Source organism: uncultured Litoreibacter sp. (assembly GCF_947487515.1).
Lineage (GTDB): Bacteria > Pseudomonadota > Alphaproteobacteria > Rhodobacterales > Rhodobacteraceae > Litoreibacter.
Genome location: NZ_CANKWO010000001.1, coordinates 398,449 through 419,883, shown reverse-complemented (window position 1 = coordinate 419,883; position 21,435 = coordinate 398,449). Strand labels below are relative to the sequence as shown.

Below are 21,435 nucleotides of genomic sequence, written 5' to 3'. Positions count from 1 at the left end.
CCGCTCATGTGGAAATCAATTGCCTCCAATTTCTTAACCATCATCATCCTTGGATTGGTGGGTGTCGGCGCGCTGATCGGATGGGGGCAATCCCAATACAGCAAGGCCGGTCCTTTGGAGGACGCCATGTGTTTGCGCGTCCCTTTGGGGGGCTCCATGGCCTTGGTTTCAAGGGACCTAGAGGCAAAAGGGGCTGTGTCCAACGGGCGCATCTTCCGGATTGGCGCGGATTACGCGGATAAGTCCCAACAGCTGAAAGCGGGCAGCTTCTTGGTGCCAGCGGGCGCATCGATGGAAGAGATCATCGACATCGTAACCCGTGGTGGCCAGAACACCTGTGGCACAGAAGTTGTTTACCGCATCGGTGTCACCGCCCGTAGCGCAGTGGTTCGCGAGCTGGACCCAGCCACGAACGCCTATGTCGAGACCGCGAAATTTGTACCCGGCGAAGACGAGGCCCCGCAGGTCTATGTTGAAGCCCGTGACGACCGCGACGTGCGCTACCGCGTGGCTGTCGCTGAAGGGGCAACGAGCTGGCAGATTGCCGACAGTTTGAAAGCTTTGGATGTGTTGGAAGGCGAAATTTCTGCCACACCCGCAGAGGGCAGCCTTGCTCCGGACAGCTATGAAATCAAACCGGGGGCGGATCGCGGTGCCTTGATCGCAAAGATGCAGGCCGCCCAACAGAAAATTTTGGCGGACGCATGGGAGGCCCGTGACCCGACCGTGCCACTGAAGACCCCCGAAGAAGCCTTGATCCTTGCCTCGATCATCGAGAAGGAAACCGGCATCGCCGAAGAGCGCCGCCAAGTGGCCAGCGTGTTCACCAACCGTTTGCGCCAAGGCATGAAGCTTCAGACTGACCCTGCGGTGATCTATGGGATTACCAGAGGCGAGGGCGTTTTGGGGCGCGGGCTGCGGCGCTCGGAGTTGGATCGTGAAACACCGTTCAACACCTACGCCATTCCCGGCCTGACCCCGACGCCCATTGCCAACCCCGGACGACTGGCGATTGAGGCCGCGTTGAACCCTGACGAGACGCCCTACATCTTCTTTGTGGCTGACGGGACGGGCGGGCACGCCTTTGCGGTGACCATTCAAGAGCACAACAAGAATGTGGCGGAATGGCGCAAGATCGAAGCCGAACGGAACGCAAATAACTAAGGGGCTAACCCTTTGTTAAGAAAGACCGTTCGCAGCTACCGCGAAGGTGCATTTTCTTGACTTTCGCAGCGGAATGAGGGATAAGACCCTTCAAGACAGAAACATTTGAGAAAGCGGCTTGGGTCACCACCCTTGGCCGCTTTTTGCGTTTCTTGACCCCTGAGTGAGCCTAATCGCCCCGTGCGACAGAGGTAGGAGGCCCCATGACAGAGACCCCCGACAAATCCGGTTCGCCGGACCCATCGGTGACGCAAACAATAGACGAGATATTGGAAGACCTGAGCGCCATGACCCTCGACCTAAGAACCAAGGTCAGGCGTGAATGGCAACGAGTGCGCGAGGACCAATCCGTCCCGCCCAGCTTTAAACCCATGCTGAAAGCCGAGCTTCAGCAATTGTTGAATATGAGTAGAGACGCGGAAGGAAGACTTGATGAACACCGCACAAAGCGTGCCGGCCGAGCCGGAGAATACGCCATTGACCTTGGAGCAGCCCGACTTGAGATCGGGCGCCGCCTTGATAGCATCAGAGCCGCGCGCGGTTCAGGAGGCGTTTCTTGACGGGTTGAGCGAACATGAGCTGACGGCGCTGCCGTATCTCTTTGATTTCTGGGCGCATCCGCATCAAGTGCCGCCGGAGGGCGACTGGCGGTCTTGGGTGATCATGGGTGGCCGCGGCGCGGGCAAGACCCGTGCGGGTGCCGAATGGGTGCGCCGCATGGTGGAGGGCGACATGCCAGGCGACGCGGGGCGTGCCAAACGCGTGGCCTTGGTTGGCGAGACCTTTGACCAAGTGCGCGACGTGATGATTTTCGGCGACAGCGGAATTATTGCGTGCTCGCCGCCGGACCGGCGTCCTGAGTGGCAAGCGACCCGCAGGCGTCTGGTTTGGCCCAACGGGGCCGTGGCGGAGGCGCATAGCGCGTCTTCCCCAGAGCATATGCGCGGACCGCAGTTTGACGCGGCTTGGGTGGATGAGCTGGCCAAGTGGAAGAAAGCGCGTGAGGCCTATGACCAGCTGCAATTCGCGCTGCGCTTGGGTGACTGCCCGCAACAGGTGATCACCACGACCCCGCGCAATGTGAAAGTGCTAAAGCAAGTGCTGGATGCGGGCACCACGGTGGTGACCCACGCCCCGACGGAAGCCAACCGCGCCAATCTGGCAGGATCCTTCCTAGAGGAAGTGCGCGCCCGTTTTGGCAACACACGGATGGGGCGTCAGGAATTGGACGGCCTGTTGCTGGATGATCTGGACGGCGCACTTTGGGCCTCGGCTTCGTTGGAAGAGCTACGCACGCAGGAATTACCGGACTTTGAGCGCGTGGTCGTGGCGGTGGACCCTGCGGTGTCCTCGAAGAAGGCCTCGGACGCCTGCGGGATAATCGTGGCCGGATTGGTGCGCAGCGGCAAGGACTGGGAAGCGGTCGTGATTGAAGACGCCACCGTAGAAGGGGCCACGCCCACGGGCTGGGCGCATGCCGCAATTGCCGCCTTTGAGCGCCACGGCGCGGAGCGGATCGTGGCAGAGGTAAACCAAGGCGGCGACTTGGTGGAGACGTTGATCCACCAGCTGAACCCTTTGGTGCCTTACCGGTCTGTGCATGCCTCACGGGGCAAGGCTGCGCGGGCGGAACCTGTGGCGGCGCTATACGAGCAGGGACGCGTGAAGCACTTTGGCGACTTGGGCGATTTGGAAGACCAGATGTGTCAGATGACCACGACGGGGTTCCACGGAAGCGGCTCGCCGGACCGCGTGGATGCGCTGGTCTGGGCATTGACGGAACTGAAGGGCGCGGCAGCCCCGCAAGCGCGCATACGTACATTGTAGCGCCAGAACCAGAGCACCGTACGGTGGTGTAATTTGATCTTAGGGACTGTGCGCTAAAGTGCCCTCAAGACGGGATACAAGGCCGAACAAGGCCTAAGACGACAGACAATTGAGGCCCCTTTGGATGACACCATGGGGGCCTTTTCTTTTGGACGAACAGGAGCCGGATGATGGTGTTTGACTTTTTGCGGCGTGGGTCGGTGGAAATGGCGCGGGCTGAAGTGCCGGAAGCGAAGGCCTCGGCCACGGGCAAAGTACTGGCTTACGGCGGGCGCGGCATTGCATGGAGCCCGCGGGACACGCCATCGCTGACGCGCTCGGGCTTTGCGGCGAACCCTGTGGGGTTTCGGTCAGTGAAGATGATTGCGGAGGCGGCAGCGGCCTTGCCACTGATCTTGCAAGACGACGCGCAGCGGTTTGAGACGCATCCGGTGCTGGCGCTGATGTCACGCCCCAACCAAGCGCAGGGCCGCGCGGAGATGTTGGAGGCTTTGTACGGGCAGCTTCTGCTTTCGGGCAACGGCTATCTGGAGGCGGTGGGCCTTGGGGACGGCGTGCCGGTGGAGCTGCATGTGCTGCGCTCGGAGCGGATGAATTTGGTGCCTGGTGCCGACGGCTGGCCCGCGGCCTATGAATACGCCGTGGGCGGGCGCAAGCACCGGTTCAGCATGACGGGCGATTTGGCCCCGATCTGCCACATCCGCAGCTTTCACCCGCAAGACGACCATTACGGGTTCTCGCCCCTGCAGGCGGCGGCAACGGCGATTGACGTGCACAACAGCGCGTCGCGGTGGTCAAAGGCGTTGCTGGACAACGCGGCACGGCCCTCTGGCGCGATTGTCTACAAAGGCGGGGATGGCCAGCAGTCGATGACCAACGACCAGTTCGAGCGATTGCAGGTTGAGATGGAGGCGCATCACCAAGGGGCGCGCAATGCGGGCCGCCCGATGCTGCTGGAAGGGGGCTTGGACTGGAAACCGATGGGGTTCAGCCCGTCGGACATGGAGTTCCAGAAGACCAAGGAAGCCGCCGCGCGCGAGATTGCGCAGGCCTTTGGGGTGCCGCCGATGCTGCTGGGTATTCCGGGCGACGCGACCTACGCCAATTACGCCGAAGCCAACCGCGCGTTCTACCGGCTGACCGTGCTGCCATTGGCCGCCAAAGTGCTGGGGGCGGTGTCGCATTGGCTGGCGGAGCTGTCGGGCGACGGGGTGACCCTGAGCGTGGATTTGGACCAGATTCCCGCCCTTGGCGTGGAGCGCGAAGCGCAGTGGAAGCGGGTTGCGGGGGCCGACTTCCTGAGTGCCGCCGAGAAGCGCGTGCTGTTGGGACTGCCTGCGGAGCCTAGCTGATGGAGGGCAAGGAGCGCCCCCACAAGGGGGGCGGGTCGCGCTACCTATACGAGCCGTTTCAAAGCGGGGTGGAACTGGCCCCGATGTTGAAACTGGAAGCGCTGGAGCGCGTGCAGGCGGAACGCTGGACCGCACTTGACTACCGGCTGGGGCAGATCGAAGCGCGGCTGGAGCGGCTGGAAAAGCGCGTTTGGCTGACGATCTTTGGCGTGGCCGCAGCCGTGTTGAAGGAAACTGTAACCGGCGTTTTTCTGCCGTAGAAACTTTGAAATAGGTGAATAATGTCAGACTATTACGGGCCAGAGTTAGAGCGAAAATTTTGCCAGATTGGCGATCAGGTTGAACTGGGGGCCAATGCCACGATTGCGGGCTATGCGTCTGTGTTTGGCGAAGTGGATCAGGGCGGCGATGTGGTGCGGCAAGGGGCGTATAGCGGCTCGCTCGAGCGGCTGAAAGCCAGCGGCACGGGGGTGAAGTTGCTGTGGCAGCACGACCCCGCGCAGCCCATCGGCGTCTGGGACGAGGTGCGCGAGGATGCGCGTGGCCTCTACGTCAAGGGACGCCTGTTGACCGAGACCCGCCAAGGGTTTGAGGCCGCCGCCCTGATCGAGGCGGGAGCGATCGACGGGCTGTCCATCGGATACCGCACGGTGAAAGCCGAACGGGATGCCAAAGGCCGGAGGCACTTGGCAGAGCTGGAGTTATGGGAGGTGTCGCTTGTGACCTTCCCGATGCTCCAAGAGGCGCGGGTGGCGGCGAAGGCCGACGACCCCGTGCTTGAAACGACGACGCAGGACCTCGCGGGGGTGTTTCGCACCCTTCGTCACAGCCTGCGTCACACGCTTGGCGAGGGCTGAGCACCACAACGTAGCAACATGCAGGACATGACATGACCAAACCCGAGACTAAGTCCCGGGCCGGAGGGCGCACGCCTGATGGCACGGCTCCGGCTTTTGATCTGGCCCAAGAGATGGCCGGATTTATGAACGACTTCGGCCAGTTTCAGGCCGACGTGAAATCCCGACTACAAACACAGGAAGACCGTATGACCCATTTGGATCGCAAGAATTTCGCCCGCACCGCACGTCCGGCTTTGTCCACCGCCGTTGAGGCCGAGGTGCCTCATCAGAAGGCCTTTCAAGCCTATCTACGAAGTGGCGATGACGATGGTCTGCGCGGCCTCGAAATTGAGGAAAAAGGCCTGACCACTGCGGTGGCAGCCGACGGCGGTTACTTGGTGGACCCGCAGACGTCCGACACTGTGGCGACGGTGCTGAAATCCGCGGCCTCGTTGCGCGCAATTGCCAATGTGGTGAATGTTGAGGCGACGTCTTACGACGTGTTGGTGGATCATACGGAACTGGGCTTTGGCTGGGCGACCGAAGCTGCATCCCCTGAGACCGACACACCGCAGTTTGACCGCATCAGCATCCCGCTGCACGAATTGTCGGCACTGCCGAAAGCGTCCCAGCGCCTATTGGATGACGCGGCCTTTGACGTGGAAGGCTGGCTTGCGGGCCGCATTGCGGACAAGTTTGCCGCGGCCGAAGCTGCGGCGTTTATCAGCGGTGATGGTGTGGACAAGCCAATGGGCTTCTTGACGCATACATCCGTTGATGACGCGACCTGGAGCTGGGGCAACATCGGCTACATCGCCACCGGCGTAGACGGCGACTTTGCCTCTGGCACACCGGCTGAAAGCATCGTGGATTTGGTCTACTCGCTGGGCGCGCGCTACCGTTCCAACGCGGCCTTTGTGATGAACTCCAAGACCGCGGGTGCGGTGCGTAAGATGAAGGACGCGGACGGCCGCTTCTTGTGGTCCGACGGATTGGCGGCGGGCGAGCCTGCACGTCTGATGGGCTATCCGGTGCTGATTGGCGAAGACATGCCTGACATTGGCTCCGGCGCGACGGCGATTGCGTTTGGCGACTTCTCCAAGGGCTACACAGTCGCGGAGCGCCCAGACCTGCGCATCCTGCGTGACCCGTTCTCGGCCAAACCGCATGTGCTGTTCTATGCCACCAAGCGCGTCGGCGGCGACGTATCCGACTTTGCGGCGATCAAGCTGCTGAAGTTCGCGGTTTCCTAAGACGATCCGGCTGGGCGCGGGAGATGCCGCGCCCAGCTCTCCGACCTTGCGACGACTAACTGAAACTGACCGTTTGGAGATGGATCATGGAGCTGGTTGACCTGACCACCACCCCCCTAGAGGCTTTGCCATTGGAGCCGTTTAAGGCACATTTACGCCTTGGCTCGGGCTTTGCTGACGACAGCCTGCAAGACGACCTTTTGGCGGGGTATTTGCGCGCCACGCTCGCGGCGATCGAAGCCCGCACAGGCAAGATATTGTTCGAGCGCATTTTGCAGTGGCGCGTGACGCGATGGGCTGAGGACGGGCATCAACCGCTGCCAGTGGCCCCTGTAACCGCTATGACCAGCGTGGCGTTGCGCAATGTTGAGGGCGTGGTGAGCGATGTTGACCTGCAGCTTTTCGGGCTTGAGCGCGACACGCATAGACCGCGTCTGTTTGCCAAGGGGCGCAGCCTGCCTGCCATCACCGAGGACGGCGAAGCGATTGTGAGCTTCACCGCCGGATTTGGAAGCAGCTGGGACGACATTCCCGCAGACTTGCAACAGGCGGTGTTGATGTTGGGTGCGCATTACTACGAGCACCGCAATGAGGTCAGCGGCGCTGCGCGGGCGATGCCCTTTGGTGTGGTGTCTTTGCTGGAGCCTTACCGCAACATTCGTGTGCTGGGGGCGCGCTCATGAGTGTGGAGCTGAACAGGCGCCTGACCTTGGAGCACGCGGTGCGCGTGGCGGATGGCGCGGGGGGATACACAGAGGCGTGGATGCCGCTGGGTGACCTGTGGGCGCGGGTGAAGGCCGGCTCTGGGCGCGAGCGCTTCGGGGCGGGGGTGACGGTGTCATCCGTGCCTTACCGGATCGTGGTGCGTGGGGCGGCGGTCGGATCGGACGCGCGCCCGCAGCCCGACCAGCGGTTTCGCGAAGGCGCCCGCGTGTTCCGGATTGTGGGGGTCGCTGAATACGACGTCGACGCGCGGTATCTGACATGCTTTGCGATTGAGGAGGTTGCGGGATGACTTACGCGATTTCAGCGGCCCTTCAGGGGGCGGTTTACGGTGCTTTGGCAGGGGATGCGGGGTTAAGTGGCCTTGTGGGCGGCGCAATCTTTGACGCCGAGCCTGCGGGCAGCCTGCCGGAGCTATATGTGACCTTGGGGCCGGAGAGCGTTCGAGCAGGGTCCGACGGGTCAGGCGGCGGCGCTGTGCATGAGTTCATCATCTCTGTGGTGACAGATGCGGCCGGATTTTCCACAGCCAAGCAGGCAGGGGTTGCCGTGTGCGACCTGCTGATTGACGCGGACCTAGAGTTGGACCGCGGGCGGTTGGTGTCGTGCCGGTTCTTGAAGGCGAAGGCGGCCCGTGCGGAGAGCGGCACCGCGCGCCGCATTGACCTGACCTTTCGGGCCCGTGTGGATGACGGTTGAGTTGAACATGAGCGACGCGGCGGATTTGAGCGGCGGAATTTAGGTATTTTTGAAGCAGTGATGGGGGGCGTGGCGCGTGAAGACGCGGGCGGTTTCCCTTGGGACAAACGGATGGAGACGGGCCATGGGTGTACAACGCGGTAAGGACTTATTGTTGAAAGTGGATCTGACCGGAGACGGGCAGTTCGAGACAATCGCGGGCCTTCGGGCGACGCGGATTTCATTCAACGCAGAACAGGTGGATGTGACCTCGATGGAAAGTGCGGGCGGCTGGCGTGAGCTGCTGGCGGGGGCTGGTGTGAAAAGCGCCGCGATCTCGGGGTCTGGCGTGTTTCGTGACGAAGGCACGGACGAGCGCGCGCGCCAGATTTTCTTTGACGGAGAAGTTCCACAGTTTCAGGTGATTATCCCTGACTTCGGAATTGTGGAAGGAGCGTTCCAGATTACCTCGATTGAATATGCGGGCGCATTGGAGGGAGAGGCAACTTACGAGATGGCCTTGGCCTCGGCCGGAGCGTTGAGCTTTACCCCGATCCTTGATGCTCCGGTCACGCCATAATGGCGAACCCATGGGCAGGTGAGGTCCGTCTCGTGCTGGATGGTCAGGCGCATGAGTTGCGCCTGACCCTTGGCGCCCTTGCGGAGCTGGAGGCAGATTTGGCGGGGGAGACCGTGTTGGATCTGATCGAACGGTTTGAGGCGGGCAAGTTTTCCACCCGCGACGTGTTGGCGTTGATCGTGGCGGGTTTGCGCGGTGGCGGCTGGCGCGGCGTGGGCACGGATTTGCTGTCGGCCGAGATTGAGGGCGGCCTGCTGGAATGCACCAAGGTCGCGGCGCAATTGCTGGCGCGGGCGTTCACCCCCCAAGGGACATGAGCGGCTTTGACTGGCCCGCCTTGCTGCGGGTGAGCGCCTCCGCAGGGGTGAGGCCGGCCGAGTTTTGGGCGCTGACCCCCGCAGAGTTGATCTTGGTTTTGGGGCTGGAGGCGGTCGAAAAACCATTGAACCGCGCACGGCTTGCAGAGCTGGAGCGCATGTATAGCGACGTGAAAGGAGCGCCTTGATGGGTGTCTTGGACGGAATAGACGGGCTTGAGAACCGCATTGAGGGCTTAGAGACCTCATTGGGCGGCGCGGAAGTGGTTGTGAGCACCTTTGAGACAGAGTTGGCCGCGATGCGCTCGACGATGCTGTATACCTCGCGCGAAGTGGCCTCCTTGTCGCTGTCGATCGGTGGCGGCTTGCGGAAGGCCTTCGACGGGCTGGCCTTTGACGGGATGAAACTGTCGGATGCGCTGAAAACCGTGGCCGAGAGCATGATCAATGCGGCCTATAACACCGCCATGCGGCCCATTCAGAACGGTTTGGGCGAAGTGATTGCCAGCGGCGTCAATGGCTTGGTCTCGGGGATACTGCCGTTTGAGAAAGGCGGCACCTTTTCCCAAGGACGGGTGATGCCCTTCGCCAAGGGGGGCGTTGTCAGCGCGCCCACGAATTTCGCGATGCGCGGCGGCATGGGGTTGATGGGGGAAGCGGGGCCAGAGGCGATTATGCCCCTTGCGCGCGGCCCTGACGGCAGCTTGGGCGTGCGTGCAGGTGGCGGCGGCCAGCCTGTGCAGGTGGTGATGAATATCTCCACGCCGGATGTGGCCGGTTTCCAAAGATCCCAAAGCCAGATTGCAGCGCAGATGGGCCGCGCCTTGAGCCGTGGCCAACGCAACCGCTGATTGAACAAGAGGAAGTCCCGATGAATTTTCATGAAGTACGGTTTCCGGCGTCTTTGTCCTTTGGCTCCCTTGGGGGGCCGGAGCGCCGCACGGAAGTGGTGACCTTGGCCAACGGCTTTGAGGAGCGCAACACCCCATGGGCGCATTCGCGCAGGCGCTATGACGCGGGCGTGGGGATGCGGTCTTTGGATGACGTAGAGACCATGGTGGCCTTCTTTGAGGCGCGCCAAGGGCAGCTATACGGGTTTCGCTGGAAGGATTGGTCGGACTTTCGGTCCTGCAAGGCATCAAGGGAGGTTACCTTTGAGGACCAGATCATCGGCCGCGGCGACGGAGTGCAGACCGAATGGCAGCTGATCAAGACCTATGCCTCTGGCGGGTATGACTATGCACGGCCGGTGAAAAAGCCTGTGTCGGGGACGGTACTTATCGGGTTCGACGGGATTGCGCTGCAAGAGGGCGTGGACTGGCAGATTGATCTGGATACGGGCGTTGTCACCTTTGGCGAGGCGCCGGATGAAGGGGTGGAGATCACCGCAGGGTACGAGTTTGACGTGCCTGTGCGCTTTGACGTGGATGCCATCCAGACCAGCGTGGCGAGCTTCCAAGCGGGGAATGTGCCAAGCGTGCCGGTTGTGGAGGTGCGGGTATGAGCCTTCAGCAGCATTTACAAACCGGGCTGACCAGCGTGTGCCGGTGTTGGGCGGTGACACGACGCGACGGGCGTGTGTTCGGCTTTACGGATCACGACGAAGGTCTGAGCTTTGAGGGCATAGAGTTCAAGGCCGACACCGGCCTGACGGCGAGCGCGTTGCAGCAGGTAACGGGTTTGGCCGTCGACAACTCTGAAGCGGTGGGCGCGTTATCTGGGGATGCTGTGACGGAGGCTGACATCAACGCGGGGCGCTTTGACGGGGCGGAGGTTGTGGCGTGGTTGGTGAACTGGCGCGATGTCGACGCGCGTGACGTGCAATTCAAGGGCTCTATTGGTGAGCTGAAGCGGGCAGATGGCGCGTTTCATGCGGAATTGCGTGGATTGTCCGAAGTGCTGAACACTCCGGTGGGGCGGGTGTACCAAAAACCATGTCAGGCGGTTTTGGGGGATGGCACCTGCTGTGTTGATCTGACAGCGGCAGGTTACAGAACGGACATCGCCGTAGAGCAAGTCGAGGCAGGGCGGGTGTTTCGCTTCAAGCAGTTGGCGGGGTTCGATGACCGCTGGTTTGAACGCGGGCGTCTTGAGGTTCGCACGGGGGAGGCCGAGGGCCTTGTCGCCATGGTGAAGAATGACCGGACCGAGGACGGGGTTCGGGTGATCGAGCTATGGGAAGAGCTTCGCATGCCGATCGTGGCGGGCGACATGGTGATGATTGAGGCGGGCTGCGACAAGCGGATCGAGACCTGCCGGTTGAAGTTCCAAAACATCGCGAACTTTCAAGGCTTTCCCCATATCCCCGGTGAGGACTGGTTGATGACCTACCCAACCGAGGCTGGGGCCAATGACGGCGGGAGCAGGTATTCATGAGCAGGGCAGCGGAACAGATCATCGCGGAAGCGCGTTTGTGGATTGGGACACCGTATCGCCACCAAGCCAGCTGCAAGGGAGCGGGGGCAGATTGCCTTGGGCTTTTGCGCGGGGTCTGGAGGGCTGTGTATGGTGCGGAGCCAGAGGCGGTTCCCGCGTATTCAGCGGATTGGTCCGAGCCACAGGGAGAAGAACGCCTGTGGGCGGCTGCCGCGCGCAGGTTGATTGCCAAAGACGTGGATGACCCTGGGGTGGGGGATGTGGTGCTGTTTCGCATGCGCGAGCAGGGAGTGGCCAAACATTTGGGACTGACCTCTGCGCTGGGGGCGTCACCGAAATTTATTCATGCCTATTCGGGGCATGGGGTTGTGGAGTCTCCGTTCTCGGAGCCTTGGGCACGGCGCGTTGTGGCGCGTTTTGAATTTCCGAAAGCAGGTAGCTGATGGCAACGATACTTTTATCCGCAGCAGGGGCCGCCGTCGGGGGCGCCCTAGGGGGCGGTGTCTTTGGGCTAAGCTCGGTTGTAATTGGGCGTGCCATCGGGGCGACCGTTGGGCGTGCGATTGACCAACGCCTTATGGGAGCGGGATCCCAAACCGTAGACGCAGGCCGGTTGGACCGGATGCGGGTAATGGGGGCGAATGAAGGCGGCGCGATTGCACGCAGCTATGGGCGGATGCGACTTCCTGGAAATGTGATCTGGACATCGCGTTTCAAGGAGAAGGTGACCGTCACCGAGCAACGTGGCGGCAAAGGCGGTGGACCGAAAGCCACAACACGGCAGTATAGCTACTGCATATCCGTAGCGATTGCCCTGTGCGAAGGAGAGATCGCGCGGGTAGGACGCATATGGGCGGATGGCACGATCGTGCGTAAATCCGACCTGAGCCTGCGCGTCTACCGCGGCACCAAAGACCAGCAACCCGACCCAGTGATGAGTGCCATTGAGGGCGAGGGGACTATTCCCGCCTACAGGGGGCTGGCCTATGTGGTGATAGAGAACATGGACCTGAGCGCATATGGGAACCGCGTTCCTCAATTGACCTTCGAGGTGATCCGCCCGTCGCGTGCGAATGGGGTAAGCGAGCCCTTGATGTCCGATGTGGTAAAGGCCGTAGCCCTGATGCCGGGCTCGGGGGAATTCGCATTGGCCACCTCACCGGTGTTCCGCACAGGGGAGCTGGGCGAAGAGGTCGCGGCCAATGTAAACAGCGCCGACGGGGCCGTGGATTTGGTGTCTTCGCTGGATGCGCTACAGGGGGAGTTGCCCAATTGTGCCGCCACCTCATTGGTGGTGAGCTGGTTTGGCGACGACCTGCGCGCTGGGCAGTGCAAGATCGCCCCCAAAGTGGAGACACAAACCGCCCCGCAAAGCAGCGTCGGGAGTTTGCCGTTCGTACACCCTCAGGCGGTGGCGCCGTCCAACTGGAGCGTCTCGGGGCTGTCTCGCAATGACGCAGAGCTTGTCGCGCATCAAGATGGGGCTGCCGTATACGGGGGAACCCCGTCGGATGCCTCCGTGTTGGAAGCCATTGCCGCGCTGGGGGAAGCGGGGCAAGCTGTTACATTCTACCCGTTCATTTTGATGGATCAGCTGGAGGGAAACAGCCTTCCTGACCCCTATAGCGGAAACATAGGGCAACCTGCCTTGCCTTGGCGTGGCCGGATCACATCAGAACGCGCAGTCGGGGTTGCTGGCTCCACAGATGGGACGGCAGCGGCCCACGCCGAAGTGACCGCGTTTATGGGGACGGCGCAGGTGTCGGACTTTGCTGTGGCCAATGGCGCGGTGACTTACTCCGGACCGGATGAGTACTCTTACCGCAGGTTCATTTTGCACTATGCGCATCTATGTGCCCTAGCCGGCGGCGTTGACGCGTTTTGCATTGGCTCGGAGATGCGCGGGTTGACCCAAATTCGCGACCATACCGGCGGGTTTCCGGCAGTGGAGGCCTTGCGGGTTCTGGCGGGAGAGGTGCGTGGCATTCTTGGCGCTGGGGTCAAGATCGGCTATGCCGCCGACTGGTCAGAGTATTCCGGATATCAGCCGCAAGACGGCTCTGGCGATTTGCTATACCACCTTGATCCCCTATGGGCAGACGATGAGATCGATTTTGTCGGGATCGACAACTACATGCCCATCGCGGACTGGCGTGACGGGGACGAGCATCTGGATGCAGATGCCGGCTCGATCTATGATCAGGACTACCTGCGCGGGAACATCCGCGGGGGAGAGGGCTATGACTGGTATTACCGCGACGCCGAAGAGCGGGCCTTGCAAATTCGCACACCGATTGAAGACGGCGCACATGGGGAGCCGTGGGTCTACCGCTTCAAAGATTTGTGGAACTGGTGGGGGCAGGCGCATCACGACCGCGTGGGCGGGGTGCGATCTACGGTTTCCACCGACTGGGAGCCGCAGTCGAAACCGATCTGGTTCACCGAGTTGGGCTGCGCGGCCATCGACAAGGGCCCGAATGAGCCGAATAAATTTCTGGACCCAAAGTCTAGCGAAAGCGCGATCCCCCATTTCTCGAACGGGCAGCGTGACGACTACGTGCAGATGCAATATTTGCGGGCCTATTTCGGGTTCTTTGCGGATGAGAGCAACAACCCCACAAGCCCGATCTATGAGGGGCCAATGGTGGATATGTCACGGGCATTTGTCTGGGCATGGGACGCGCGGCCATGGCCAGATTTCCCCAGCAATCTGTCTGTGTGGAGTGACGGGCACAACCATGTCACGGGGCATTGGCTGACGGGGCGCACCTCTGTGATGCCATTGGCGCATGTGGTGGGCGAAATTTGCGAGCGCGGCGGTCTAACGGAATATGACGTTGATGGGCTGCACGGCGTTGTGCGTGGCTTCAACATCGCCGAGTTCGACACCCCGCGTGCCGCGTTGCAACCTTTGATGATCGCGCTGGGTTTTGACGCAATAGAGCGCGGCGGAAAACTGGTGTTCCAGTCGCGCAAAGAGGCCGTTGATACGCCTGTAGACCCCGCCGAGCTTGTCGTCGACGGATCGGATACGGTGCTAGAGCAAATTCGTTCACCGGAGGCGGAGATCGTCGGAGAGGTACGTTTGGGCTATGTTGAGGCAGAAGGGGAGTTCGTGGCCCGCGTCGCGGATGCCCGTTTCCCCCATGACGGATCGGTAGACGCGACCCACAACGAGCTGCCACTTGCCTTAACCGAAACCGAAGCCAAGATCATTGCAGAGCGATGGTTGTCGGAGGCGCGCGTCGCGCGGGATGCTGTCAGCTTTGCGGTTCCGCCTTCTCGCAGTGATCTGCGCGCGGGGGATTTGGCACAAATGACGGATGAGCGGGGGGATAGGACACTCTTCCGTGTTGACCGTGTCGAGGACCGAGGTGCGCGGCGTATTGAGGCCGTGCGGGTAGAGCGTCATATCTACACCCCGAGTGATGCGGTAGAGAATGTCGGCGAAATTCGCCCCTTTGCGGTTCCTGTACCGGTCTCGGCGCAATTCATGGATCTGCCGCTTCTAAAGGGTGATGAGGTGCCATTCGCGCCCTATGTCGCGGCCTCTGCCAAGCCGTGGCCCGGAGGGGTGGCGGTCTACGGATCTGCCGAGGACAGTGACTACGCGTTGAATACGGTGATTGAGAATCCGGCACGCATGGGGGTGCTGGCCTCGTCATTGGGCTTTGCGCAGGCTGGGATGTGGCAACGTGGTGTGCCTTTGCGGGTGAAGGTATCTGGGGCGCCACTGAGTTCGGTGACACGCAGCGCAGTGCTGAACGGGGCCAATGTAGCGGCCATCGGGGATGGCTCATCCGACAGGTGGGAAATCATCCAGTTCGCAAATGCCGAACTTGTGGCACCGGATACATATGAATTGTCCGATTTGCTGCGCGGGCAGGTGGGCAGCGACGGTCTGATCCCTGATGTCTGGCCGGAGGGCAGCCGGTTTGTGTTGCTGGATGGCGGGCCTGCGCAGATCGAGATGCAGCAATCAGCCAGAGGATTGGCGCGGCACTACAGGATCGGGCCGTCACTGCGCCCATATGACGACCCGTCCTACCGCTATTATGTCGAGGCCTTCGAGGGCATTGGCCTCAGACCCTATGCGCCTGCGCATCTGAAGGCGCGCAGGTCTGGCACGCAGACCAGCGTGAGTTGGATACGTCGGACACGGATTGACGGGGACAGCTGGGCGTCGGTGGAGGTGCCCTTGGGGGAAGATGTTGAACACTATTTTTTGCGTGTAACTCAGGGGGGCAGCGTTGTGCGGGAGGTCGAAACCAGCGTGCCGCATTGGACCTACACAAGTTCAGCGCAAATGGCGGACGGGCTGAGCGGCCCTTATGAAATCGAAGTGGCGCAAGTGTCTTTGCGCTTCGGACCGGGACTATTTTCAAGGATCGAAATCAATGGCTGATACAGCAACACTGAACCTCCCTTTGCTCGCGCCGTCTCAGGCTCAAAAGCATGTCACGGTGAATGAGGCCTTGGCGCGGATTGACGCGGCCTTGCAGCTGGGGGTGGTCAGCAGGACCACCTCGACCCCGCCAAGCTTGGTCGAAGACGGGGTGACCTATTTGGTGCCTCTTGGGGGCGTGAATGACTGGGGGGGGCAGGACGGCAAACTGGCCGTCTACCTGAATGGGGGATGGGACTTCCTGACCCCATTGGCGGGATGGCGGGTTTTTGTCTCGGACGAGGCGGTGGACATCCGTTTCGACGGGGTGGAGTGGCAAGACAATCCCTTGTCCACGTCGCCTTTCGGTGCCGGCATGCGGGCGGAAACGGTTGAATTCGATTTCACCATCGGCGCCGGAAGCAGCGTTTTGACGGGGTTTGTGATCCCGAAAGACTGTGTTGTGTTTGCCGTCACTGGGCTGGTGACCGACGCGATTACAGGGACGTTGAGCAATTGGTCGCTGGGCGTGGACACTTCCGATACGCGATACGGGACAGGTTTGGGGATCGGCAATGGATCCTATGTGCGCGGCCTTACGGGGCAACCACAGGCCTACCACAGCAGCACACAGTTGAAATTGACAGCCAACGGCGGGGACTTTTCGGGCGGTACGGTGCGGCTTGCCGTACATGTGCTGCGCTTCGATATTCCGCGAGCATAACGTAAATTGATCGCACTGTTCACGCTTTTGCGCGTGACAGGGGTTTGGAATTGCCAGAATTTACCTATGTGGTGTATGAACACATGAACACCTTAGAGGATATCTGATGGCACATTCCGACCCCAAGCTGGCCAATATTGATCCGGTCTGGACGCAGATTACAGAAGAAGCGCGCTTGGCCATCACGGCCGAGCCGCTGTTGGGCGGGCTCGTCCACGGGTCTGTCTTGCATCATGCCAAGCTGGAATCGGCTCTGGCTTACCGGTTTTCGCAAAAGCTGTCCTCCGCCGAGATGTCGGAGCAGATTTTGCGCGAAATCGCGGATGAAGCCTATGCGGCTGACCCTTGGCTGGGGGAGGCGGCGCGCGCGGATATTGTGGCCGTTCATGATCGCGACCCTGCTTGCGAGCGCTTTATCCAACCTGTGTTGTTTTTCAAAGGGTTCCAAGCGATCCAAGCCTACCGCGTTGGCAATTGGCTTTGGAAGCAAGGCCGCAAGGATATGGCCTATTTCGTGCAAATGCGCACCTCAGAGACCTTTGGGGTGGATATCCACCCAGCCGCGACGATTGGCAAAGGGATCATGATCGACCACGCGCATTCCATCGTCATCGGCGAGACCGCAATTGTGGGCGACAACGTCTCAATGCTGCATTCGGTGACTTTGGGCGGGACTGGTAAAGAACATGACGACCGTCATCCGAAGATTGAAAATGGTGTCTTGATCGGTGCGGGAGCGAAGGTTCTGGGCAATATCACCGTAGGCCACTGTTCGCGGGTGGCTGCGGGGTCTGTGGTGCTGGAAGAAGTGCCACCGATGAAAACAGTGGCAGGGGTTCCTGCTAAAATCGTAGGGGAGGCGGGCTGCACTCACCCGTCAATTTCTATGGATCAAATGATCGGCACCAAAGGCTGATACTTGCGAGACACGCACAAAAAAGGGCCGGATCAGTTGATCCGGCCCTTTTTTTGTATGGATTTTTGAGCCGGTTAAACGAGCATCGCCATTGGATTTTCAAGGTTGTTCTTGATGGCGTTGAGTAGGTTTGCCCCAAGTGCCCCATCAATCACGCGGTGATCCACGCTGAGTGTGGTGGACATCACGGTTGCGACCTTCAACTCTCCGTCTTCACCGACAACAGGCTTCTTGGCGCCCGCGCCTACAGCCAGAATAGCGGCATGCGGCGGGTTGATGATTGCGTCGAAATTGTCGATGCCAAACATGCCCAAGTTGGAGATCGCGAAGCTGCCGCCCATGTATTCATGCGGCGCGAGTTTGCGGTCGCGGGCCCGGGAGGCGAGGTCTTTCATCTCTGTGGACAGGGAGGACAGGGACTTCATTTCAGCATCTTTCAACACCGGCGTGAACAATCCGCCTTCGATGGCCACCGCAACGGCAACATCCGAGGGCGTCAGGCTCAAGGTGCGATCGCCCGCCCAAACCGCATTGGCCTCGGGGACTTGTTGCAGTGCCAAAGCACAGGCCTTGATGATGAAGTCGTTAACCGACAGCTTGATGCCGCGCGGTTCTAGTTGCTTGTTCAAAGTGGAGCGGAACTTCAGCAACGCATCCAACTGGATGTCGCGACGCAGATAGAAATGCGGCACGGATTGTTTGGCCTCGGTGAGGCGGGCGGCGATGGTTTTGCGCATGCCATCGAGGGGAAGTTCCTCGAATTCGCGGCCTTCGTACATTTTGCGCACTTGGTCGGTGGTCGGACCTGCGGCCAATGCAGCACCTGCGGGTGCGGCTGCAGAAGACGTTGAGGGGGCTGCGGCCTTTGGTGCGGCGGTTGCGTTCTCTACATCTGCCTTAACGATGCGACCTTTCGGGCCGGAGCCTTTCAGCGTTGCAAGGTCGATGCCTTTGTTGGCCGCAATGCGGCGCGCCAATGGGGAGGCGAACACGCGGTCACCAGAGGCGCGGGCAGGGGCTGCGGGCGCTGGTGCAGCGGCAGCAACGGGCGCCTCAGCAGTGGCTTCAGGTGCAGCGACTTGCGGGGCGCTTGAGGTGGCCCCGATGTCATCTGCGCTTTCGCCGTCTTCCAGCAACACTGCAATCGCCGTGTTCACCGCAACCCCTTCAGAGCCTTCAGCCACAAGGATTTTGCCGATGACACCTTCGTCCACGGCTTCGAATTCCATGGTGGCTTTGTCGGTTTCAATCTCGGCCATGACATCGCCGGAGTTCACTGTGTCGCCTTCTTTCACCAGCCATTTGGCCAATGTGCCCTCTTCCATAGTCGGGGACAGCGCGGGCATGAGAATTTCGATTGGCATGATCTGCGCTCCTTAACGGTAGGTGACAGCTTTGACGGCTTCGACGACTTCGGCAGTCGTGGTCAGCGCCAGCTTTTCTAGGTTTGCGGCATAGGGCATTGGGACGTCCTTACCGGTGCAGGTGATCACAGGGGCGTCGAGGTAATCGAAGGCCTCTTGCATGATCTGCGAGCTGATGTAAGAGCCGATGGAGCAAACAGGGAAGCCTTCCTCAACGGTCACGCAGCGGTTGGTTTTCTTGACGCTTTCCAACACGGTTGGCATGTCCATCGGACGCAGGGTGCGCAGGTCGATAACTTCTGCTGAAATGCCATCTTCTGCCAATTTATCAGCAGCTTCCAAGGCGTACTTCATGCCGATGCCAAAGCTGACAATGGTCACATCTGTACCGGTTCGCCAGATTTTGGCTTTGCCCAATGGAACGGTGTAATCGTCCAGCACGGGTACGTCGAAGCTTTGTCCGTAAAGGATTTCGTTCTCTAGGAAGACCACTGGGTTCGGGTCGCGGATGGCCGATTTCAGCAGGCCTTTAGCGTCGGCTGCCGAGTAGGGCATTACCACCTTAAGACCTGGAATTTGGGCATACCAAGCAGCGTAGTCATGGGAGTGTTGGGCACCAACGCGCGCAGCCGCGCCGTTCGGGCCACGGAACACAATCGGGCAGCCCATTTGGCCGCCGGACATATACAATGTCTTCGCCGCAGAATTGATGATGTGGTCAATCGCCTGCATGGCGAAGTTGAAGGTCATGAACTCCACAATCGGGTTCAGGCCGCCAAAGGCTGCACCCGTGCCGATGCCGGCGAAGCCGTGCTCGGTGATGGGCGTATCGATCACGCGCTTGGCACCAAACTCGTCCAGCAGGCCTTGGGAGATTTTATAGGCGCCTTGGTATTCGGCGACTTCTTCACCCATCAAGAAGACTTCCGGCGTGCGGCGCATCTCTTCGGCCATGGCGTCGCGCAAGGCTTCGCGCACGGTGGTCGATTTCATCTCGGTGCCTTCGGGCAAATCGGCCTCGGCTGGGATGACCACTTCAACGGGTCCGCGTGCAACTGCGGCGGGTGCCTCGGCTACGGCAGCTTCAGCTGCTGGGGAAGGGGCTGAGGCGGGTGCTGCGATGTCGTCGGCGCTTTCGCCTTCTTCAATCAACACGGCGATTGCGGTGTTTACGGCAACGCCTTCGGTGCCTTCTGCAATCAGGATTTTGCCGATGATGCCTTCGTCGACGGCTTCAAATTCCATCGTGGCTTTGTCGGTTTCAATTTCTGCCATGATGTCGCCAGAGGAGACGGTGTCGCCCTCTTTAACAAGCCATTTGGCAAGGGTGCCTTCTTCCATAGTCGGCGAGAGGGCGGGCATTAGGATTTCAGTAGCCATTTTCAGTTTCCCCTCAAGCTTCTGCGTAGATGTCGGTGTAAAGCTCTTCCAAGGCGGGCTCGGGGCTTTCTTTGGAGAAGTCAGCAGCCTCGTTGACCACGGCTTTAATCTCCTTGTCGATGGCTTTCAGATCGTCATCTGTGGCGTGTTTTCCAGTCAGCAGCAGGTCGCGAACTTGTTCAATGCAGTCACGCTCATCACGCATTTTCTGCACTTCTTCGCGGGTCCGGTATTTCGCCGGATCCGACATGGAGTGGCCACGGTAACGGTATGTTTTTACTTCCAAAATATACGGGCCTTTGCCCGCGCGGCAGTGCGCCACGGCTTTCTCGGAGGCTTCTTTAACCGCCAATACATCCATGCCGTCGACGGCTTCGCCTTTGATCCCGAAGGCGGCGCCGCGTGTGTAGATGTCTGGGGTAGAGGTCGAGCGGGCCATCGCCGTGCCCATCGCATATTCATTGTTCTCGATGACGAAGATCACTGGCAGGTCCCAAAGGGCCGCCATGTTGAACGCTTCATAGACTTGGCCTTGGTTTGCCGCGCCATCACCGAAGTAGGTGAAGGTGACATTGTCGTTGCCGTTGTATTTGTCGGAAAACGCCAAGCCCGCACCCAGTGGCACCTGTGCGCCCACGATGCCGTGTCCGCCGTAGAAATGCTTCTCCTTGGAGAACATATGCATCGAGCCGCCTTTCCCCTTGGAGTAGCCGCCCTCGCGGCCGGTCAGCTCGGCCATAACGCCTTTCGGGTCCATCCCGCAGGCCAACATATGGCCGTGATCGCGGTAGGACGTAATGCGCTTGTCACCTTCTTTGGTCGCGGCTTCCAAGCCGACAACTACGGCTTCTTGGCCAATGTAGAGGTGGCAGAAGCCGCCGATGAGGCCCATGCCATATAACTGGCCTGCCTTCTCTTCAAAGCGACGGATCAACAGCATGTCGCGGTAATAGCTCAGGAGCTCTTCCTTGGAGACATTTGCTTTCTTCGTGGTTTTCTTGGCAGCCATACTGGCAATCCTCCCAAAAATCTTGGCGCAAAAGGGTATAGTTTAACGTTAAACTATCTTCTATCAGAGCTTTTCGAAAAGATCACCCCTGTTTAAATGCCGCAGATGAAATTTCCCCACAGGCGACCTGTGGTGGCATAAAAGCGCATCGTTACTAAGGGGTTAATGAATCAGGATTTCGTCGGAGCGCATCAATCCCAGCGTTGCGCGGGCTTGAGTGTCCAAAAGGTCCAGATCCAGATAGCCGTCGGACAAGCGACGGGTTTTGTTGCGAAGACTGGCAACATCGGCCTCCAGCGCATCCAGTTCGTTCCGCAAAGTCTCGATTTCGGCTTCGACCTGTACGCGACGAAAGATTCCGTAGTCGCCCTGAACGGCCGCAAATACGAAATAGGCACCCATCAAAAACAGGACTGAAAAAATCAGCAAGGGCGTGATACCGAAAGAATTGTTACGCGAATGTGTCATCTGCTGCCTCAGAACGCGCCTCTTGCGGGCGCTGTTCTCTATGAATCGCACATGCTGTTCGCTTTGTGAATCCCCTAAATGA

At 60.2% G+C, this 21,435-nt stretch carries 23 protein-coding genes; 19 read left to right on the top strand and 4 right to left on the bottom strand.

Annotated features, from left to right (window positions below):
- The first annotated feature begins 6 nt into the window (after nucleotides 1-6).
- From mltG to cysE, 19 genes are all read left to right on the top strand, one after another.
- Nucleotides 7-1,164 (top strand): endolytic transglycosylase MltG, encoded by a 1,158-nt coding sequence (gene mltG, locus Q0746_RS02000; protein ID WP_298256680.1) that lies wholly within the window; start codon nucleotides 7-9, stop codon nucleotides 1,162-1,164.
- Between the two features lie 432 nt (nucleotides 1,165-1,596).
- Complete coding sequence (locus tag Q0746_RS01995) at nucleotides 1,597-2,991, top strand: terminase family protein (RefSeq protein ID WP_298256678.1); 1,395 nt, start codon at nucleotides 1,597-1,599, stop codon at nucleotides 2,989-2,991.
- 170 nt (nucleotides 2,992-3,161) lie between these two features.
- Nucleotides 3,162-4,343 carry a phage portal protein gene (locus Q0746_RS01990; RefSeq protein ID WP_298256676.1) on the top strand — a complete coding sequence of 394 codons (1,182 nt, stop codon included), beginning with the start codon at nucleotides 3,162-3,164 and terminating at the stop codon, nucleotides 4,341-4,343.
- Entirely contained in the window at nucleotides 4,343-4,603 is a 261-nt protein-coding gene (locus Q0746_RS01985) for a hypothetical protein (protein WP_298258079.1), read from the top strand. The genes Q0746_RS01990 and Q0746_RS01985 overlap by 1 nt, the downstream gene beginning before the upstream one ends.
- Nucleotides 4,604-4,624: 21 nt before the next feature.
- Complete coding sequence (locus tag Q0746_RS01980) at nucleotides 4,625-5,200, top strand: HK97 family phage prohead protease (RefSeq protein WP_298256674.1); 576 nt, start codon at nucleotides 4,625-4,627, stop codon at nucleotides 5,198-5,200.
- 32 nt (nucleotides 5,201-5,232) lie between these two features.
- A complete protein-coding gene (locus Q0746_RS01975; RefSeq protein ID WP_298256672.1) occupies nucleotides 5,233-6,435 on the top strand; it encodes a phage major capsid protein in 1,203 nt (400 codons plus the stop codon).
- Nucleotides 6,436-6,521: 86 nt separating this feature from the next.
- Complete coding sequence (locus Q0746_RS01970; protein ID WP_298256670.1) at nucleotides 6,522-7,118, top strand: head-tail connector protein; 597 nt, start codon at nucleotides 6,522-6,524, stop codon at nucleotides 7,116-7,118.
- Nucleotides 7,115-7,450, top strand: a complete 336-nt coding sequence (locus Q0746_RS01965) for a phage head closure protein (protein ID WP_298256667.1) — start codon at nucleotides 7,115-7,117, stop codon at nucleotides 7,448-7,450. The genes Q0746_RS01970 and Q0746_RS01965 overlap by 4 nt, the downstream gene beginning before the upstream one ends.
- Complete coding sequence (locus tag Q0746_RS01960; protein WP_298256665.1) at nucleotides 7,447-7,857, top strand: DUF3168 domain-containing protein; 411 nt, start codon at nucleotides 7,447-7,449, stop codon at nucleotides 7,855-7,857. Before Q0746_RS01965 ends, Q0746_RS01960 begins: the two co-directional genes overlap by 4 nt.
- 124 nt (nucleotides 7,858-7,981) lie before the next feature.
- Nucleotides 7,982-8,416 carry a phage major tail protein, TP901-1 family gene (locus Q0746_RS01955; RefSeq protein WP_298256663.1) on the top strand — a complete coding sequence of 145 codons (435 nt, stop codon included), beginning with the start codon at nucleotides 7,982-7,984 and terminating at the stop codon, nucleotides 8,414-8,416.
- Nucleotides 8,416-8,733 carry a gene transfer agent family protein gene (locus Q0746_RS01950; protein WP_298256661.1) on the top strand — a complete coding sequence of 106 codons (318 nt, stop codon included), beginning with the start codon at nucleotides 8,416-8,418 and terminating at the stop codon, nucleotides 8,731-8,733. The genes Q0746_RS01955 and Q0746_RS01950 overlap by 1 nt, the downstream gene beginning before the upstream one ends.
- A complete protein-coding gene (locus Q0746_RS01945; RefSeq protein ID WP_298256660.1) occupies nucleotides 8,730-8,921 on the top strand; it encodes a phage tail assembly chaperone in 192 nt (63 codons plus the stop codon). Before Q0746_RS01950 ends, Q0746_RS01945 begins: the two co-directional genes overlap by 4 nt.
- Nucleotides 8,921-9,583 carry a phage tail tape measure protein gene (locus tag Q0746_RS01940; protein ID WP_298256659.1) on the top strand — a complete coding sequence of 221 codons (663 nt, stop codon included), beginning with the start codon at nucleotides 8,921-8,923 and terminating at the stop codon, nucleotides 9,581-9,583. Before Q0746_RS01945 ends, Q0746_RS01940 begins: the two co-directional genes overlap by 1 nt.
- 20 nt (nucleotides 9,584-9,603) lie before the next feature.
- Complete coding sequence (locus Q0746_RS01935) at nucleotides 9,604-10,236, top strand: DUF2460 domain-containing protein (RefSeq protein WP_298256657.1); 633 nt, start codon at nucleotides 9,604-9,606, stop codon at nucleotides 10,234-10,236.
- The gene (locus tag Q0746_RS01930) at nucleotides 10,233-11,108 is read left to right on the top strand and encodes a DUF2163 domain-containing protein (protein WP_298256655.1); all 876 of its coding nucleotides are present in this window, start codon (nucleotides 10,233-10,235) and stop codon (nucleotides 11,106-11,108) included. The genes Q0746_RS01935 and Q0746_RS01930 overlap by 4 nt, the downstream gene beginning before the upstream one ends.
- Nucleotides 11,105-11,551, top strand: a complete 447-nt coding sequence (locus tag Q0746_RS01925) for an NlpC/P60 family protein (protein WP_298256653.1) — start codon at nucleotides 11,105-11,107, stop codon at nucleotides 11,549-11,551. The genes Q0746_RS01930 and Q0746_RS01925 overlap by 4 nt, the downstream gene beginning before the upstream one ends.
- A complete protein-coding gene (locus Q0746_RS01920) occupies nucleotides 11,551-15,513 on the top strand; it encodes a glycoside hydrolase/phage tail family protein (protein WP_298256651.1) in 3,963 nt (1,320 codons plus the stop codon). Before Q0746_RS01925 ends, Q0746_RS01920 begins: the two co-directional genes overlap by 1 nt.
- The gene (locus Q0746_RS01915; protein WP_298256649.1) at nucleotides 15,506-16,216 is read left to right on the top strand and encodes a DUF2793 domain-containing protein; all 711 of its coding nucleotides are present in this window, start codon (nucleotides 15,506-15,508) and stop codon (nucleotides 16,214-16,216) included. The genes Q0746_RS01920 and Q0746_RS01915 overlap by 8 nt, the downstream gene beginning before the upstream one ends.
- A 106-nt stretch (nucleotides 16,217-16,322) precedes the next feature.
- Nucleotides 16,323-17,132: a serine O-acetyltransferase gene (gene cysE, locus Q0746_RS01910; protein ID WP_298256647.1), complete on the top strand. Its 810-nt coding sequence runs from the start codon at nucleotides 16,323-16,325 to the stop codon at nucleotides 17,130-17,132.
- 74 nt (nucleotides 17,133-17,206) lie between these two features.
- Here the strand turns inward: cysE and Q0746_RS01905 are convergent, their stop codons facing one another.
- From Q0746_RS01905 to Q0746_RS01890, 4 genes are all read right to left on the bottom strand, one after another.
- Complete coding sequence (locus Q0746_RS01905; protein ID WP_298256645.1) at nucleotides 17,207-18,496, bottom strand: pyruvate dehydrogenase complex dihydrolipoamide acetyltransferase; 1,290 nt, start codon at nucleotides 18,494-18,496, stop codon at nucleotides 17,207-17,209.
- Between the two features lie 12 nt (nucleotides 18,497-18,508).
- Entirely contained in the window at nucleotides 18,509-19,876 is a 1,368-nt protein-coding gene (locus Q0746_RS01900) for a pyruvate dehydrogenase complex E1 component subunit beta (RefSeq protein WP_298256643.1), read from the bottom strand.
- A 13-nt stretch (nucleotides 19,877-19,889) separates the two neighbouring features.
- Nucleotides 19,890-20,885 (bottom strand): pyruvate dehydrogenase (acetyl-transferring) E1 component subunit alpha, encoded by a 996-nt coding sequence (gene pdhA, locus Q0746_RS01895; protein WP_298256641.1) that lies wholly within the window; start codon nucleotides 20,883-20,885, stop codon nucleotides 19,890-19,892.
- A 162-nt stretch (nucleotides 20,886-21,047) separates the two neighbouring features.
- Nucleotides 21,048-21,353 carry a septum formation initiator family protein gene (locus Q0746_RS01890; protein WP_298256639.1) on the bottom strand — a complete coding sequence of 102 codons (306 nt, stop codon included), beginning with the start codon at nucleotides 21,351-21,353 and terminating at the stop codon, nucleotides 21,048-21,050.
- Between the last annotated feature and the right edge of the window lie 82 nt (nucleotides 21,354-21,435).

What these genes read in the sequence shown, in the direction of transcription:
- mltG (WP_298256680.1), top strand. Translation starts at nt 7, where the DNA reads ATGTGGAAATCAATTGCCTCCAATTTCTTAACCATCATCATCCTTGGA.
- Q0746_RS01995 (WP_298256678.1), top strand. Translation starts at nt 1,597, where the DNA reads ATGAACACCGCACAAAGCGTGCCGGCCGAGCCGGAGAATACGCCATTG.
- Q0746_RS01990 (WP_298256676.1), top strand. Translation starts at nt 3,162, where the DNA reads ATGGTGTTTGACTTTTTGCGGCGTGGGTCGGTGGAAATGGCGCGGGCT.
- Q0746_RS01985 (WP_298258079.1), top strand. Translation starts at nt 4,343, where the DNA reads ATGGAGGGCAAGGAGCGCCCCCACAAGGGGGGCGGGTCGCGCTACCTA.
- Q0746_RS01980 (WP_298256674.1), top strand. Translation starts at nt 4,625, where the DNA reads ATGTCAGACTATTACGGGCCAGAGTTAGAGCGAAAATTTTGCCAGATT.
- Q0746_RS01975 (WP_298256672.1), top strand. Translation starts at nt 5,233, where the DNA reads ATGACCAAACCCGAGACTAAGTCCCGGGCCGGAGGGCGCACGCCTGAT.
- Q0746_RS01970 (WP_298256670.1), top strand. Translation starts at nt 6,522, where the DNA reads ATGGAGCTGGTTGACCTGACCACCACCCCCCTAGAGGCTTTGCCATTG.
- Q0746_RS01965 (WP_298256667.1), top strand. Translation starts at nt 7,115, where the DNA reads ATGAGTGTGGAGCTGAACAGGCGCCTGACCTTGGAGCACGCGGTGCGC.
- Q0746_RS01960 (WP_298256665.1), top strand. Translation starts at nt 7,447, where the DNA reads ATGACTTACGCGATTTCAGCGGCCCTTCAGGGGGCGGTTTACGGTGCT.
- Q0746_RS01955 (WP_298256663.1), top strand. Translation starts at nt 7,982, where the DNA reads ATGGGTGTACAACGCGGTAAGGACTTATTGTTGAAAGTGGATCTGACC.
- Q0746_RS01950 (WP_298256661.1), top strand. Translation starts at nt 8,416, where the DNA reads ATGGCGAACCCATGGGCAGGTGAGGTCCGTCTCGTGCTGGATGGTCAG.
- Q0746_RS01945 (WP_298256660.1), top strand. Translation starts at nt 8,730, where the DNA reads ATGAGCGGCTTTGACTGGCCCGCCTTGCTGCGGGTGAGCGCCTCCGCA.
- Q0746_RS01940 (WP_298256659.1), top strand. Translation starts at nt 8,921, where the DNA reads ATGGGTGTCTTGGACGGAATAGACGGGCTTGAGAACCGCATTGAGGGC.
- Q0746_RS01935 (WP_298256657.1), top strand. Translation starts at nt 9,604, where the DNA reads ATGAATTTTCATGAAGTACGGTTTCCGGCGTCTTTGTCCTTTGGCTCC.
- Q0746_RS01930 (WP_298256655.1), top strand. Translation starts at nt 10,233, where the DNA reads ATGAGCCTTCAGCAGCATTTACAAACCGGGCTGACCAGCGTGTGCCGG.
- Q0746_RS01925 (WP_298256653.1), top strand. Translation starts at nt 11,105, where the DNA reads ATGAGCAGGGCAGCGGAACAGATCATCGCGGAAGCGCGTTTGTGGATT.
- Q0746_RS01920 (WP_298256651.1), top strand. Translation starts at nt 11,551, where the DNA reads ATGGCAACGATACTTTTATCCGCAGCAGGGGCCGCCGTCGGGGGCGCC.
- Q0746_RS01915 (WP_298256649.1), top strand. Translation starts at nt 15,506, where the DNA reads ATGGCTGATACAGCAACACTGAACCTCCCTTTGCTCGCGCCGTCTCAG.
- cysE (WP_298256647.1), top strand. Translation starts at nt 16,323, where the DNA reads ATGGCACATTCCGACCCCAAGCTGGCCAATATTGATCCGGTCTGGACG.
- Q0746_RS01905 (WP_298256645.1), bottom strand. Translation starts at nt 18,496, where the DNA reads ATGCCAATCGAAATTCTCATGCCCGCGCTGTCCCCGACTATGGAAGAG.
- Q0746_RS01900 (WP_298256643.1), bottom strand. Translation starts at nt 19,876, where the DNA reads ATGGCTACTGAAATCCTAATGCCCGCCCTCTCGCCGACTATGGAAGAA.
- pdhA (WP_298256641.1), bottom strand. Translation starts at nt 20,885, where the DNA reads ATGGCTGCCAAGAAAACCACGAAGAAAGCAAATGTCTCCAAGGAAGAG.
- Q0746_RS01890 (WP_298256639.1), bottom strand. Translation starts at nt 21,353, where the DNA reads ATGACACATTCGCGTAACAATTCTTTCGGTATCACGCCCTTGCTGATT.